Annotated in this window: 15 protein-coding genes and 1 pseudogene; 7 read left to right on the forward strand and 9 right to left on the reverse strand. The window is 69.0% G+C overall.

Going from position 1 to position 14,113, the window contains the following annotated elements; all coding sequences use genetic code 11:
• Window positions 1-5: 5 nt before the first annotated feature.
• Window positions 6-203, reverse strand: coding sequence for a hypothetical protein (locus ABGB18_RS35485; RefSeq protein WP_347700032.1), 198 nt, complete (start codon window positions 201-203; stop codon window positions 6-8).
• Between the two features lie 103 nt (window positions 204-306).
• Between ABGB18_RS35485 and ABGB18_RS35490 the strand changes: the two are divergent.
• A pseudogene (locus ABGB18_RS35490) lies at window positions 307-546 on the forward strand (isocitrate/isopropylmalate family dehydrogenase); the annotation flags it as partial.
• A gap of 2 nt (window positions 547-548) precedes the next feature.
• On the opposite strand, the gene ABGB18_RS35495 reads toward ABGB18_RS35490, so the two are convergent.
• The 3 genes from ABGB18_RS35495 to ABGB18_RS35505 are packed head-to-tail and all read right to left on the reverse strand — an operon-like array spanning window position 549 to window position 3,581.
• Window positions 549-2,057, reverse strand: coding sequence for a tripartite tricarboxylate transporter permease (locus ABGB18_RS35495; RefSeq protein WP_347700033.1), 1,509 nt, complete (start codon window positions 2,055-2,057; stop codon window positions 549-551).
• A gap of 20 nt (window positions 2,058-2,077) precedes the next feature.
• Window positions 2,078-2,539 carry a tripartite tricarboxylate transporter TctB family protein gene (locus tag ABGB18_RS35500; RefSeq protein WP_347700034.1) on the reverse strand — a complete coding sequence of 154 codons (462 nt, stop codon included), beginning with the start codon at window positions 2,537-2,539 and terminating at the stop codon, window positions 2,078-2,080.
• 1 nt (window position 2,540) lies between these two features.
• Window positions 2,541-3,581, reverse strand: a complete 1,041-nt coding sequence (locus ABGB18_RS35505) for a tripartite tricarboxylate transporter substrate-binding protein (protein WP_347700035.1) — start codon at window positions 3,579-3,581, stop codon at window positions 2,541-2,543.
• Window positions 3,582-3,754: 173 nt separating this feature from the next.
• Here ABGB18_RS35505 and ABGB18_RS35510 point away from each other — a divergent pair, with 173 nt between their 5' ends.
• On the forward strand, window positions 3,755-4,426 hold the full coding sequence (locus tag ABGB18_RS35510) for a response regulator transcription factor (RefSeq protein WP_347700036.1): 672 nt from the start codon (window positions 3,755-3,757) through the stop codon (window positions 4,424-4,426).
• Window positions 4,427-4,441: 15 nt separating this feature from the next.
• Window positions 4,442-5,935 (forward strand): HAMP domain-containing sensor histidine kinase, encoded by a 1,494-nt coding sequence (locus tag ABGB18_RS35515; protein WP_347700037.1) that lies wholly within the window; start codon window positions 4,442-4,444, stop codon window positions 5,933-5,935.
• A gap of 48 nt (window positions 5,936-5,983) precedes the next feature.
• On the opposite strand, the gene ABGB18_RS35520 is transcribed toward ABGB18_RS35515, so the two are convergent.
• Together ABGB18_RS35520 and ABGB18_RS35525 are read right to left on the reverse strand one after the other, a co-directional pair.
• A complete protein-coding gene (locus ABGB18_RS35520; protein ID WP_347700038.1) occupies window positions 5,984-6,943 on the reverse strand; it encodes a TAXI family TRAP transporter solute-binding subunit in 960 nt (319 codons plus the stop codon).
• 57 nt (window positions 6,944-7,000) lie between these two features.
• Window positions 7,001-8,293 (reverse strand): transposase, encoded by a 1,293-nt coding sequence (locus tag ABGB18_RS35525; protein WP_347700039.1) that lies wholly within the window; start codon window positions 8,291-8,293, stop codon window positions 7,001-7,003.
• A 22-nt stretch (window positions 8,294-8,315) separates the two neighbouring features.
• On the opposite strand from ABGB18_RS35525, the gene tnpA reads away from it, so the two are divergent.
• Complete coding sequence (tnpA, locus tag ABGB18_RS35530) at window positions 8,316-8,912, forward strand: IS200/IS605 family transposase (protein ID WP_347700040.1); 597 nt, start codon at window positions 8,316-8,318, stop codon at window positions 8,910-8,912.
• On the opposite strand, the gene ABGB18_RS35535 is transcribed toward tnpA, so the two are convergent.
• Together ABGB18_RS35535 and ABGB18_RS35540 are read right to left on the reverse strand one after the other, a co-directional pair.
• Complete coding sequence (locus ABGB18_RS35535) at window positions 8,897-9,613, reverse strand: GntR family transcriptional regulator (RefSeq protein WP_347700041.1); 717 nt, start codon at window positions 9,611-9,613, stop codon at window positions 8,897-8,899. The two genes, tnpA and ABGB18_RS35535, sit on opposite strands and share 16 nt — an antisense overlap.
• 18 nt (window positions 9,614-9,631) lie before the next feature.
• Window positions 9,632-10,174, reverse strand: coding sequence for a UTRA domain-containing protein (locus tag ABGB18_RS35540; protein WP_347700042.1), 543 nt, complete (start codon window positions 10,172-10,174; stop codon window positions 9,632-9,634).
• Between the two features lie 177 nt (window positions 10,175-10,351).
• Here ABGB18_RS35540 and ABGB18_RS35545 point away from each other — a divergent pair, with 177 nt between their 5' ends.
• On the forward strand, window positions 10,352-10,639 hold the full coding sequence (locus ABGB18_RS35545) for a hypothetical protein (protein ID WP_347700043.1): 288 nt from the start codon (window positions 10,352-10,354) through the stop codon (window positions 10,637-10,639).
• A 317-nt stretch (window positions 10,640-10,956) separates the two neighbouring features.
• On the opposite strand, the gene ABGB18_RS35550 is transcribed toward ABGB18_RS35545, so the two are convergent.
• Window positions 10,957-11,454, reverse strand: a complete 498-nt coding sequence (locus ABGB18_RS35550; protein WP_347700044.1) for a DUF402 domain-containing protein — start codon at window positions 11,452-11,454, stop codon at window positions 10,957-10,959.
• A gap of 166 nt (window positions 11,455-11,620) precedes the next feature.
• On the opposite strand from ABGB18_RS35550, the gene ABGB18_RS35555 reads away from it, so the two are divergent.
• The gene (locus ABGB18_RS35555) at window positions 11,621-12,643 is read left to right on the forward strand and encodes an ATP-binding cassette domain-containing protein (RefSeq protein WP_347700045.1); all 1,023 of its coding nucleotides are present in this window, start codon (window positions 11,621-11,623) and stop codon (window positions 12,641-12,643) included.
• On the forward strand, window positions 12,640-13,476 hold the full coding sequence (locus ABGB18_RS35560) for an ABC transporter permease (RefSeq protein ID WP_347700046.1): 837 nt from the start codon (window positions 12,640-12,642) through the stop codon (window positions 13,474-13,476). Before ABGB18_RS35555 ends, ABGB18_RS35560 begins: the two co-directional genes overlap by 4 nt.
• Window positions 13,477-14,113 lie beyond the last annotated feature (637 nt).

A 14,113-nucleotide genomic window follows, 5' to 3' on the forward strand; every position in this document is an offset into this window, starting at 1 on the left:
GCGGATCATGGCGACCCGCCCCCCGGCGACGCAACCGAATTACCGCCCGTACGCAGCCGCTCGAAGGCCGGAACCGCCGGCGGCTCCGCCTGCAGCGCCTTGGCCACCGTCGTCTTGCCCGCACTCGGGGTCCCGTTGAGGAAGACCAGCCGCCCGACTCGTCGGGGAGCGACGCCGAAGAGGGTGTCCGGGTGGAATTCCATGGCTCACGGTAGAACGGCGACGCGTTCGTGATCCACCCGGTTACCGGCCCGCCTGTGCGAACACCGCCTCGACGGTGGCGCGGTCGTGCCCGCCGGACCCGAGGTGGCGGCGAACTACCCGGACGTGTCCTGGCGCGTCATGCACATCGACGCGCTGGCCGCCAAGTTCGTCCTCGACCCGGGATCGCTGGACGTCGTCGTCGCCTCCAACCTGTTCGGTGACATCCTCAGCGACCTGGGCGCGGCACTCGCCGGAAGCATCGGCATCGCGCCGTCCGGCAACGGTGGCACGGCGAAGACCGCCGACGTCACCGCGGCGGTGCTGGGCCACCTCTCCGGCTGACGCTACTCATCCTCGGTGAAGACGGTCTCGCGGCGCTTGCGGATCGCCGGCAGCACGGCGACGGCGAGCGCCGCCAAGGCCAGGACCAGCAGCACCGCTGAGATCGGCCGGGTCAGGAACACCGACGCGTCACCACGCGAGATGATCATCGCCCGCCGCAGGTTCTCCTCCAGCAAAGGCCCGAGGACGAAGCCGAGCAGCAGTGGCGCCGGCTCGCAGCCGCACTTGATCAGGACGTAGCCGAGGATCCCGAAGAACACGATCGCGTAGACGTCGTACGCGTTGAACGACAGCGAGTACGTGCCGATCGACGCGAACAGGATGATCATCGGAAACAGCACCTGGTACGGAATGCGCAGCATGCGCACCCACATGCCGATCAGCGGCAGGTTCAGCAGCACGAGCAGCACGTTGCCGATCCACATCGACGCGATCAGGCCCCAGAACAGCTCCGGCTCGTCGGTGATGACGTTCGGGCCCGGGGTGATGCCGTGGACGATGAACGCGCCCACCATCAGCGCCATCACCGGATGGGCGGGCAGGCCCAGGGTGAGCAGCGGGATGAACGACGTCTGCGCGGCGGCGTTGTTGGCCGACTCGGGGCCCGCCACGCCCTCGATCGCGCCGCGCCCGAACTCCTGCTGCCGCTTCGAGATCCGCTTCTCGACGGCGTACGAGGTGAACGAGGCCAGCACGTGGCCACCGCCGGGCAGGATGCCGAGCGCGGCGCCGAGCCCGGTGCCCCGCGCGATCGGGCCGACCATCCGGCGCCGGTCCTCGCGGGTCGGCCAGAGGTTCTTCACCTTGCTGATGACCGCCCCGGTGCGGGTCTGCTCGTTCTCCAGGTTGCGCAGGATCTCGGCCACCCCGAACATGCCGACGGCGACCGACACGAAGTCGATGCCGCCGTACAGCTCGCGCTGGTCGAACACGAACCTGGGGGTGCCGGTGTAGATGTCCTGGCCGATCGTGCCGAGCAGGACGCCGAGCGCGATCATCGCCAGGGCCTTGAGCGCCGTGCCGCGCGCCAGCGCGATCGACACGATCAGGCCGAGCAGCACCAGCGAGAAGTATTCGGCCGGGCCGAACTGCAACGCCACGCGGGCCAGCGGCGGGGCCGCGACGGCCAGCGCGACGGTGGCCACCGTACCGGCGATGAAGGAACCGATCGCGGCGGCCGCGAGCGCCGCGCCCGCCCGGCCCTGGCGGGCCATCTCGTGGCCGTCCAGCGCCGTGACCGCCGCCGACGACTCGCCGGGCAGGTTGATCAGGATGGCGGTGGTCGAGCCGCCGTACTGTGCGCCGTAATAGATGCCGGCCAGCATGATCAACGCTGTCACCGGCTCGAAGTTGAAGGTGATCGGCAGCAGCATCGCCACCGTCGCCGTCGGCCCGATGCCGGGCAGCACGCCGACCGCCGTCCCGAGCAGGACTCCGATGAAGCAGTAGAGGACGTTCTGGATCAGCAGGGCGGTGGAGAAACCCAGCGCGAGGTTGTCGAGAAGTTCCATACCTCAATCCGGATGCCGCGTCAGAACCCCAGCCACGGCCCGAACAACGGGATCCGCAGTTGAAGTCCGACGACGAAGATGAGCGTGCTGACCACGGTCAGCCCGGCGGCCACGGCCACGGCCATGAGCGGCCGGACGCGGGAGCTGGCCAGCGTGGTGAGCAGGGCGGTCACCGCCGACGTCGGGACGAATCCGAGGCCCCGGACGGTGAACCCGAAGAACAGGACGGCGAGCACGATGACGACGACCGCCCGCCAGGGGATCGAACCGAACGAGATCTCCTCGCCGGCGATGAGCCCCTTGACCACGATCGCCAGGCCCAGGGCGGCCACGATCGCGCCGACCAGCAGCGGAAAGGCGCCGGGACCCATCCGCAGCGGGGTGCCCAGGTCGTAGCCGAGCGACCCCACCGCGAACGCGCCACCGATCAGGACGAAGATTCCCCCGGCGAGTACGTCCGGGAACGACCTGCGGGTCTTCACCTCAGGAGGCCTTGACCCCGGCGTCGGCGATCACCTTCGACCAGGTGCCGATCTGCTCCTGCAGCTTGGCCCGGTGCGCCTGCGGGGTCGCGTCCTCTGCCGGGACCGGCGCGGTGCCGAGCTTGGCCATCTGGTCGATGACCTTCTGGTCGGTCAGCGCCACCTTCAGCGCCTCGGTCAGCTTCTGGATGACGTCCTGCGGCGTGCCCTTCGGGACGTAGAGCCCGTGCCAGACGCTGACCTGGAGCTGGGGCAGCCCGGCCTCGGTCGTGGTGGGCAGGTCGGGCAGGCTCTTCACCCGCTCCGGCGTGGTCACCGCGTACGCCTTCACCTCTCCGGCGGAGATCTGGCCGCTGGTGTTGGTCGTCTGGTCGCACATGAAGTCCACCTGGCCGCCGACGAGGTCGGTCAGCGCGGGGCCGGTGCCCTCGTACGGGACCTCCTGCAGTTTGACCCCGGCGGCCGTCTGGAACAGCAGGCCGCACAGGTGGGAGGCGGCGCCGATGCCGGCGTTGGCCAGCGTGACCTTGTCGGCGTTGGCCTTCACGTAGGTCACGAGGTCCTTGAGCGTCGCGGGCTGGAAGTCCTTGCGGGCGACGACCGTCATCGGCACCTCGGTGACGAGGCCGATCATCTCGAAGTCCTCAAGCGGCTTGTAGCCCAGGTTCTGGTACAGGGCGGGGGCCGTGGACATGCCGATGTGGTGCATGAGCACGGTGTAGCCGTCGGGCTCGGCCCGGGCGACCTCGCCGGCGCCGACCGTGCCGCCCGCGCCCTCGACGTTCTGGACGACGATCTTGCCGCCGAGCTTGGCGGCCATCGGCTCCGCGATCAGGCGGGTGACGGTGTCCGTCGGGCCGCCCGCGCTGAACGGCACGATGAAGGTGATGTTCTGCTCCGGGTAGCTCGCTCCGCCGCCTGCGCTGGTGGTGCCCCCGCCACCTGGGGTGCCTCCGTTGCCGGAACAGGCGGCGACGAGCGTAACGACGCCGATCGCGGCGATCATCCGCGCGGCGGCTCGGTACCTGCTGGTCGTTCTCATGTCGCGGCCTCCTCGTCAGCGCATGCGCATTTGTCGGTGAGTGCGCGGCCTCAGTCTTCGCTCGTAAGGACGCGGATGGTGTCAGAGGAATCCCAAGGAATGCGGCAAATGTCAGAGGAATCCCAAGAACTGCGGGGCTAACGCGAGCGGGGATTCGGGCCGTACAATCCGGTATGCGGATCACCATCATCGAGGATGACGACCGCGTGGCGCGCGGCCTGGTGACCGTCCTGGCCCAGGCGGGCTTCGAGGTCCACCGCATCGCCACCGCCGCGGAGGCCGTACGCGCCGCCCCGGCCGATGTGGTCCTCGTCGACCTGGGCCTGCCCGACGGCGACGGGCTCGACGTGATCCGCAAGCTGCGTGACCGCCCCGAGACCGCCGTCATCGCCGTGACGGCCCGCTCCGAGGAGCACGAGCGGGTCCGCGGCCTACGCGCCGGCGCCGACGACTACATCGTCAAACCGTTCGGCATCCCGGAGTTGCTCGCCCGGATCGACGCCGTCCTGCGGCGCACCCGGGTGGCCCGGGCGCTCAGCCAGCCGGACGAGACGCTGGTCCTCGGCCCGATGCGGATCGGCGTCGGCACCCGCGAGGTGACCGTGGACGGCACGGCGGTGACGCTGACCCGCAAGGAGTTCGAGCTGCTCCTGCTGCTGGCCCGGCGGGCACCCAACGTGGTGAGCCGCGACGTCATCCTCGACCAGATCTGGGGCGCCACCTGGGAGTCCTCCAGCCGCACCCTGGACACCCACATCGCCGCGTTACGGCACAAGCTCGGGCCGGCCGTGGTCATCCGTACGATCCACGGAGTCGGCTACCGGCTCCTGGCCGACCAGCCGTAACCGATCGGCCGACTCGTGCACCGCCGCCTGCTCGTCGTCCTGGTGCCCCTCGCGGTGCTGCTCGTCGCGGCGCTCGGGGTGCCGCTCAGCATCACCGTGGCCGAGCGGGAGATGCAGGAGACGTACGTCGACCGGCTCAACGACGTCGGCCGGTTCGCGTCGCTGGCCGACACCGCGCTCTCGACCGGGCGGACCGAGGCACTCCAGCAGGAGCTGGCCCGCTACCACGAGCTCTACGGCATCCCGGTCGCGGTGATCGACACCTCGGGCACGGTGCTGCTCGGACCCGCCGCCGCCTACCAGCGGGCGGCGCGGGCCGAACCGGCTTTACCCGGCATCGTGACCGCGGCGCTGGCCGGAGCCAGGTCCGAGCCGTCCGGCGAGTGGGCGCCGTGGGACGACTCCGCCCTCGTGGTCGCCGAACCGGTCGGCCGGGACAGCGAGGTCGTCGGCGCCGTCGTGACGGTCTCCGACCTGGCCAGGACGCGCAACCGCATCCTCGTACGCTGGGCCCAGCTCGCCCTGCTCGGGCTGCTGCCGCTGGTCGCGCTGGTGGCCGTCGCCTGGCCGGTGTCGGCGTGGGTGCTGCGGCCGGTGCGGGAGCTGGACGCGGCGAGCTCACGGATCTCCCAGGGCGACCTCACCATCCGCGCGGACGCCGAGGCCGGCCCGGTCGAGCTGCGGCGGCTGGCGGAGTCGTTCAACACCATGATGGACGCGGTCGAGAACGCCGTGCAGCGGCAGCGGGCGTTCGTGTCCGACGCCTCCCACCAGCTCCGCAATCCGCTGACCAGCCTCCGGCTCGCCGTGGAGAGCCTGGAGCCGCACCTGCGCACGACCGGCGGCGGGCATCAGGTGTACGAGGTCGCGGTGGACGAGCTGAAGGCGATGCAGCGGATGCTGAACTCGCTGCAGGCCAGCGCGCGGATGGAGAGCATGCGTACGGCCTCGCCGGTGGATCTCGACGCGGTGCTGGAGACCCGGGTGGACCGGTGGCGGGCGTTGACGGCGACGGCCGGGCAGACGCTGACGGTGGACGTGCCGCCGGGGCTGCGGCTGCTGGAACCGCCGGGCGGGCTGGGCAGCATCCTGGACGAGCTGATCAGCAACGCGTTGCGGCTGTCGGACGCGCGGGTGATCGAGGTGAGCGCCCGAGCCGCCCCCGGCGACGCGGGCACCACCGGTCGGGCGGGCACCGTCACCGATTCCGCGGCCGGAGGTGTGGTCACGATCGCCGTCCGTGACGACGGACAGGGGATCGACGCGTCCGAGCGGGCCCAGGCGCTGCGGCGGTTCTGGCGGTCCCCGCGGCACCAGAACGTGTCCGGGACCGGCCTGGGCCTGGCGATCTGCGCCGACCTGGTGGGGGCGGCCGGGGGTGAGGTGCGGCTGGAGGAGGGCCTGCCGCGACCGGACGGCTCCGGACACGGATTCGCCGCTGTCATCGCACTGCCACTCGACCCACGGGTGACGTCATCACCCGACGCCCCGACCCCGTCCCCCGTCTGAGACCCCGGACCCCAACCCCGGACCCCGCCCCTCGTCCCTCGTCCCTGCTCAGCGTTTGCGGTCGCGGAACCAGGCGGCCGCGCCCGGGTGCAGCGGGATCGACGAGGTGGAGATCCCGGTACGCACGTTGAGCTGCCACGTGTCGAGGACGGCTTCGGCTGCGTCCTGGCCGGCGGAGGGGATCGTACCGGTGTGGTTGAAGATCGTTCCGGTGATGGCGTGGACCAGGTCGTCGGGCAGGTCGTTGCGTACGAGCAGCACGTTCGGCACGGCGACGGTGCCGGTGGCGGGGACGCCGACGTAGGCGGTCGCGGGGATCATGGCCGGCGTGTAGGGACCCGGGAACGCGGTGATGAGCGCGTCGGCCTGCGCCTCCAGCGGGATCAGCCGGACCGGGTGCCGCTGCGCCAGATCCGCGACGGCGGGGGTCGGCACGCCGGTCAGGGAGAACATCGCGTCGATCTCGCCGTCGCGCATCGCCGCCGCCGACTCGGCCTGGCTGATGTACCGGCCGTCGGCGTTCACCCGGCCGAGCTCCAGAACCCGCAGCGACGTGAACTCCGTACCCGAGTCGCGGGCACCGAGTGAGATGCGCTTCCCCTCCAGATCCCGGAACTCGTCGATCTCGGACGCCGCCATGACCGCGAGATGCAGATGACTGTCGTAGAGCCGGCATATGGCCGAGAGCCCCTCGGGCACGCTGCCGTCGGTCGTGATCAGCGCGTCCAGGCTGGTCAGCCCCAGGTGCACCTCACCGGCCCGCAACATCCGGATGTTGTCGGTGGAGGCCCCGCTCGGCACGGTGTCCACGGTGGCCCCCGGCACCTGCGCGGAGATACGTGCGGCCAGCGCTCCGCCGATGCGCCGGTACACCGCCCCCGCCGGCCCGGTGGCCAGCCGCAGGTTGACCCTGTCGACCTCAGGCTGTCGGGAGCAACCGACGAGCAGTCCCCCACCGACCAGGAACACCGCCCGCCGGCTGAGCCGTAACTCCGGGATCAGCACCATGCCGAGATGATATGGACCACAACGGTCAGTTGTAGTTGTGTTGACATCCACTCCGCCCTAAAGGACGGAGATTCCGGTCTGCCGCGCGTGCGGCTCCCGGCGGGTTACCGCTTCTTCGCGCGGTGCCGGAACAGGTCCCGGTCTTACCCGCGCTCCACAGTCGTTTCGTCTCTCCGCCAGCCCGGCGGCGAGAATGTTGACCGCTGCGTTGATGTCCCGGTCGTGGGTGATACCACATCCGCACGTCCACGACCGGACGTTCAACGGCATCGACTCGGCGATGGCGCCGCACGACGAGCACAGCTTCGAGCTGGGGAACCAGCGGTCGATCTTCCCGAAGTGCCTGCCATACCGAGCGGCCTTGTACTCCAGCATGCTCACGAACTGCGACCAGCCCGCGTCGTGCACGGACTTGGCCAGCCTGGTACGCGCCAGGCCGGACACGGCAAGGTCTTCCACGTACACCGCTTGGTTGTCGCGGATGATCCGTGTGGAGAGCTTGTGCGCCCAGTCTCGGCGTGTGCCGGTCACCTTGGCGTACGCCTTGGCGACCACCTGCTCGGCCTTCTTGCGGTTGGCGGAGCCTTTCTCCTTGCGGCTCAGCGCTTTCTGCGCCTTGCGGAGCTTCTTGGCCGCCCGGCGCAGGATACGCGGGTTGTCGATCTTCGTCCCGTTCGACAAGGTCGCGAAGTGCGTCAACCCCAGGTCGATCCCGACCACGGAGTCCGTCTCGGAGTCCGTCTCGGAGTCCGTCTCGGAGTCCGTCTCGGAGTCCGTCTCGGAGTCCGTCTCGGGCAACGGCTCGTCCGAGGTCTCGACCACGAACGACGCGACATACCTGCCCGCCGAATCCTTGATCACCGTCACCGACGATGGATCGGACGGCAGCGACCGCGACCAGCGGACCGGCACGTCCCCGATCTTCGGCAACCGCAGGCGGCCCGACTCGGTGACCTTGAATCGGGCGTTCTTCGTGAACCGGACCGCCTGCCGCGAGTCCTTCCGCGACCGGAACCGGGGCGGGGCGGCCTTACGGCCCTTCCGGCTCTTCCGCTTCCCCGACAGGGAGGAGAAGAAGTCGCGGCAGGCGGTGTTCAGATCGGCGAGCGCCTGCTGCAGCACCACGGCCGAGACCTCGCCCAGCCAGGAGCGTTCCGGCGATGCCTTGGCCTGCGTGATGACCCGCTTGGACAGGTCCCCATCCGAGATGTACGGCAAGCCTCGCATCGGGGCTTCCTGCCTCATGCGCAGCCCATCGTTGAACACCACGCGGGCGCACCCGAACGCCCGCGCCAGCGCGGCCCGCTGGCCGGCGTCGGGATACACCCGGTAGTTGTAACGAAGCCGCACCCACCGGCCATATCATTGGTTTATGGCCGGGCATGAAGGCATCAGAACCGGCAGGCACTGCGTTTCCGCCCTGCACGCGCATTTGGTCTTCGTGACCAGGTTCCGGCACAAGGTGTTCACCGACACCCACCTGAACCGGATGGAGGAGATCATGCGGGACGTGTGCGCCGACTTCGAGACCGAGCCGCGCGAGTTCAACGGCGAGAACAATTCACGTCCACCTGCCGGTGAACTCTCCCCCAAGATCGCCCCGTCCACACTCGTCAACTCGTTGAAGGGCGTGTCCTCACGCAGGATGCGTCAGGAGTTCCCCGAGCCGGCCCGCCACTACTACCGGGCGGAACAAGCTGTGGCCGGGCTCCTCCTTCACCGGGCCGGTGGGCGGCGCACCGCTCAACGTCCCGCGCCAGTACATCGAGCAGCAAAACCATCCCGGTCAGGACACGCTCAGGCCCCAGAGGGCCTTCCCGCGTGGGCCTCCACCCCCGGACTGAAGGCCGGAGCACTGGCCCACATTCTGGTAGCCGATACGGCCGTGGCCGCCGCCCACGTTGACGTACTTCCAGCCGCTCGATGCGGTCTGGGAGACAGCGCTGCTGCCGCCTATCTGATGCGCTGACGGTATTCCAAGGCATAGAGGTGACCGCCCTTGACGAGAATCGAGACTTCAACAGGGCGCATGTCGTCGGAATAGATCACTCTGAACTGCCTTATGACGGGCACTCCCTCCGGCAACTCCAGGCGCTCAGCTTCTTGCACCGTCGGCGGGCGAGTGGACAACAGGTCAGTGAACTCACGCTCGGGATAGCCCAGGTCTGCCAGGACTTGAGGCGCTCCGCCCCTGATTTTCGTGCGGCCGGCCAAGGGAGTGCCGCGTGCGAGGCTTGCCGGATAGTACGACCAGGACAGTTCAACCGGCTCGCCATCGTGACGCAACAGACGGTGACGCAATACGGCGCTGTCATCGCTGTCCAGACCGAGGGCTTCCGCGACGTCCGACGGCGGGGCCTCCTCCCTGACATCAAGGACTTCGTAGGTGTAGCGCTGCGGCGACGGCTCGAAGTAGGCCGAAACCTCCACAGGAAACAACTGCTTGGCTCGAACGTAGACACCCTTGCCGGGGCGGCCTTCCAGGAAGCCCTCGTCCTTGAGCAACGAAAGGGCCCGTTGGACTGTGGCGTTCGCGGTCGCGTACCGGTCAACCAGTTGCTGTGTCGATGGAAGCTGGGCTCCTGGAGGCAGCCTGCCCGCCATGATGTCGGCTCGAATGTCGGCGGCGATCTGCTGATGCCGCGGACGTCCGTCGTGATATCTGACCACAGGGGAGATCCTTCCTGCTCAGACAGAGAGGTGGTATCGAAGGTGACGACCGTACGGAGCCATCGCCATCACACTCACCTCAACCGGGGCGTTGTCACGCGCTCGCGACAGCCGGAAGAGAACCAGCACCCAGTCATGTTCCCGGAGTTGGAGAAGCTGTCGTTCTTCCTCGGAGGCGGGCCGGGCGGATACGTCCTCCTCGATGTGGGCAGGCGGGTAGCCGAGTTCGGCAAGCAGCGTCGGGGCTCCTCCACGGATCTTGCGCGGCTCGGCGAGGGGCGTGTCGCGAGCTATGGCCAGGGAATAGTACGAGTCGGCCAGCTCAACGGGACGCTCATCGAGGAGCACGGTTCTACGCCTCGCGACCACGGTTTCGTGCCCTTGTACGCCGAGAGCGGCAGCGACGTCGCGGGGAGGGCGTACCTCCGCTACTTCACGAAGGATGTGACGCCCCGCATGGCCGTGTTGCGCTGCTTCTTCTGCCCAGGCGTCAGGTTGACCCGCGCCTCGAGGTAGCACGTAAGGCATCGAGACGCTGTGCCAGCTTGGACCGTCCGTCATAGCTCCCTGCTCCTCTTGCCTCTGCCATGGACAGTTGCCACCTAGCCACCTTACTGGCAAGGCGATAAGGATCCTCGGTCAACTGCGGAACCCCTAGGTGCGTTATCGAAATAGCAGTATGGTTGCGCGCGTTGGAGCGTTCGAATGTTGCGGTTCCGGAAGAAAGCGAGCTGCGCAGTGGAGATCATCACGGACTGCATCAGTCCGCACGTGAAAGAGGCACGGGAGGGGCACATGCAGTTGGTCTGGCGACCGCCCTCCAAGGAGCAGCACCGAACTCGCGTCGTGGCCTGGACCTGCCGCTGCCGAGAGATCAGCTACGAACTGTGCCGCGCGGCCGGCCAGTCATTCATTCGCCGGAGCCGTCACGGCGAGGAGGAAAGAACGATCCACGAGACCTACCGGTGGCCCGCGCATAAGGCAGACGAGGTCTGGAAGGCCCTGCTGGAGGGCGAGGTCGTCTGAGGGAAGGACGGCGGTGCGGTTGATGAGAACATCCCGCACCGCCGCCGCCCAGCCAATCCAGCAACCCTGGGGTTGAATTCAGGTTCGCCCTTGCCTGCGGCCAGGGCCGCAGCAGGATCTGGCCTTCAACCAGCGATCCGTCGCCACGGGCTGAAGAGCCGCCGCCGACGAGAATCGTGCGGCCGTCCCGGGCTGAGCGCCACCGGATGCCGGGTCTCGTCCCGGATGGACGACCAGAAGAGGTCGCAGGACAGCACGCCATGCCAGTCAACGAATACGACCTTCCCTGCGAGCGGCACCTGCTTCATCGCCACCAGCTAGGCCACCATCGCGAGCCATGCCAGATGCGCACCCCCGAACGGGCCTTTCCTCTCCCCGACGGCATCGAGCAACCACTTCGCGGTGCCCTCCGCCTGTGCGATCAACTCGGGCGGATATCCGAGCAGGACCTGGTGCTCGGCGAACTCGTCCACGTCATCGAGAATGAGCCGCCCGTCCCGCATCCGCAGGACGTCGAGATCGAGATCCAACATCGTCACCTCACCGTCCCGCCATTCCGGAACGGTGGTGACATCGACGTAGATCTCACACTTGTGCGGCGGCGCGTTGAACGACGCCGTCCACCAGGCGTCCCTGGGAAACAGCATGATCGCGGCCGCCTCCCAGGTGACCGGCGGCGCATCCCCCTTGCGGGCCACCGTCCCGCCTGGCACCCCCGCCCAGACCCCGTGTTCGTCCTCGCCGAGCACCTGGCCCGGATGGTTCCAGTGCAACGTCCCGCCGTACTTGCGATACACGATCCGCACGTCACTCACACAGGGCACCTTATCCACGCCAGAGGCCCCGCAGGCCCTCGACCAGGCCGTGTTGCTCAAGAAGATCGTGCTCAGCCGCTGTGCGGGGTCGCTCGGGCCGCCTGCCCGTAACCCCGTGAAACCCGGTCGAGGGTGGCGTGAAACCCGGGGCGCCGACAGTGAAGGCATGAGCATTACAGAACTCGGACGTACCGGGGGTGGCCCGGCTCCCGGCGGGGGCGTCGAGCCGGCCGTACGTGCGCAAGGGCTGGTCAAGACGTTCGGTGAGCACCGGGCCGTTGACGGGATCGACCTTGAGGTGCGTACCGGCGAGATTTTCGGCGTCCTCGGCCCGAACGGCGCCGGCAAGACCACCACGCTACGGATGTTGGCCACCCTGTTGAAGATCGACGCGGGCCGGGCCGAGATCTTCGGGGTCGATGTGGCCGGCAATCCGCACGTGATCCGCCAGTTGGTCGGTGTCACCGGACAGTACGCGTCGGTCGACGAGAACCTGACCGCCCGCGAGAACCTCTGGCTTTTCAGCCGCCTGCAGGGCATCGCCGCGCCGCGTGCCCGGCGTATCGCCATCGAGTTGCTGGGCCAGTTCGGCCTGGAGGAGGCGGCCGACAAGCCGATCGCGCAGTTCTCCGGCGGCATGCGCCGGCGCCTCGACCTCGCGGCCAGCCTGATCACCAGGCCGCCGCTGATCTTCCTTGACGAGCCGACCACGGGGCTCGATCCGCGTACGCGCGGCCAGATGTGGGACACCATCCGCGGCCTGGTCGCCGACGGCTGCACGGTGCTGCTGACCACGCAGTATCTGGACGAGGCCGACCAGCTCGCCGACCGCGTCGCCGTCATCGACCACGGCCGCAAGGTCGCCGAGGGCACCCCCGACGAGCTGAAGACCGCGGTCGGCAACTCCACCCTCCAACTGCTGCTCGCCGAGCCGGCCGAGGTGCCCGCCGCCGTGACGGTGGTCCGGCGGGTCCTCGGCTCCGACCCGGTCCTCAGCCCGGAGCAGGGCCGCCTCAACGTCGCGCTCGACCAGGCCGACCTGGCCGCGGACGTGCTGATCGCGCTGCGTACCGCCGGGGTGTCGATCTCCTCGGTGAGCGTGGCCAAGCCCAGCCTGGACGAGGTGTTCCTGGCCCTGACCGGCCACGAGACGGACGGCGACGAGAACGGCACCGAGGAGAGGCGATGAGCACCACGATCGCACCCGCCCGCGAGGCGGTCCGGGCCGCCGACCGCGTGGCGGCCGCCCGGCGGCGCGGCTCCATGGGGGAGGCGTTCGCCCAGACCCTGACGATGGCGTGGCGGGCTGTGAAGAAGATGCGCCGCAACCCGGAGCAGTTCTTCGACGTGGCGCTGCAGCCCATCCTGTTCACCGCGATGTTCGCCTACGTCTTCGGCGGCGCCATCGCCGGCGACGTGCAGAGTTACCTGCCCCTGATGATCCCTGGCATCATCGCCCAGACCGTGCTGACGACGTGCATGGTCACGGGCACGCAACTGCGCGAGGACATGGAGAAGGGCGTTTTCGACCGGTTCAAGTCGCTGCCGATCGCCCGGATCGCGCCACTCGCCGGCCCGATGGTGGCCGACCTGCTGCGCTACACGATCGCGGCCACGCTGACCTTCGCGATGGGCCTGGTGATGGGCTACCGCCCGGGCGGCGGGGTGGGCGGCGTGCTCGCCGCGATCCTGCTGGCGATCTTCACGGGCTGGTCGCTGGCGTGGATCTTCACCTGGATCGGTACGATCGCCCGCAGCGCCCAGGCCGTGCAGGGCATCTCCATGATGATCTTGTTCCCGCTGACGTTCCTGTCGAACGCGTTCGTCCCGGTCGACAGCCTGCCCGGCTGGCTGGCCGCGTTCGTCCGGATCAACCCGGTCTCACACCTGGTCACGGCCGCCCGCGACCTCGCCAACAGCGCCCTCGTCAGCGGCGAGGTGGGCTGGACGATCCTGGCCTGCCTGGTCGTCATCGCGGTCTTCGCGCCGCTGTCGGTACGCAGCTACAAGCGGCACATGTGACTCCCCGTCGCGGCCGGCGATCTGCTCGACGAGACTCCGCGCCTCGTCGAGCAGGTCGGCGCCGCGCCGATCGCCGTACTTCGCCCGCACGGCCGCGATCATCCCGGGCGCGACCCGCTCCGCGTACGGTTCGATCCGCTCGAAGGCCATGCTGGGCATGCGGCTGTTGTACGAGAACCGCTCGGCCAGCACCAGCAACCCGATCGCGTCCCGGGGATCGACGGCCTCCCGCAGCAGCCCCCAGGCACCGAGCCCGAAGAGCATCGAACCACACAGCGGGTAGTCCAGAGCGGGATTTTCCGGGCCCAGCAGGTCATAGCCCAGGACGGCGGAGAACAACTCCGCACCGTAGTGAACGTCCTCCGGCGGGGCATGGTACGCGTACGCCGTCAGGGTGGCCGACTCCGCGACGATCGTCCACGGCGTGAACTTCGCGGGCGGCATCCCGGGCAGGCGCAGGTCGCGCGCCCTCTGGACGGCCAGGCGGCATTCCGCGAGCGCGGCGGCCGTCTCGCCACGGGCCAGGGCGATCTCGGCCACGCACAATGAAACTATCGCCATCCCGGCGAGCACCGCCTCGCTGTCGTTGACCCGGATGATCTCGGCGAGCTCGGCCTCCGCGGCGTCGAGGTCACCG

This window comes from Nonomuraea sp. B12E4 (genome assembly GCF_039871825.1).
GTDB lineage: Bacteria > Actinomycetota > Actinomycetes > Streptosporangiales > Streptosporangiaceae > Nonomuraea.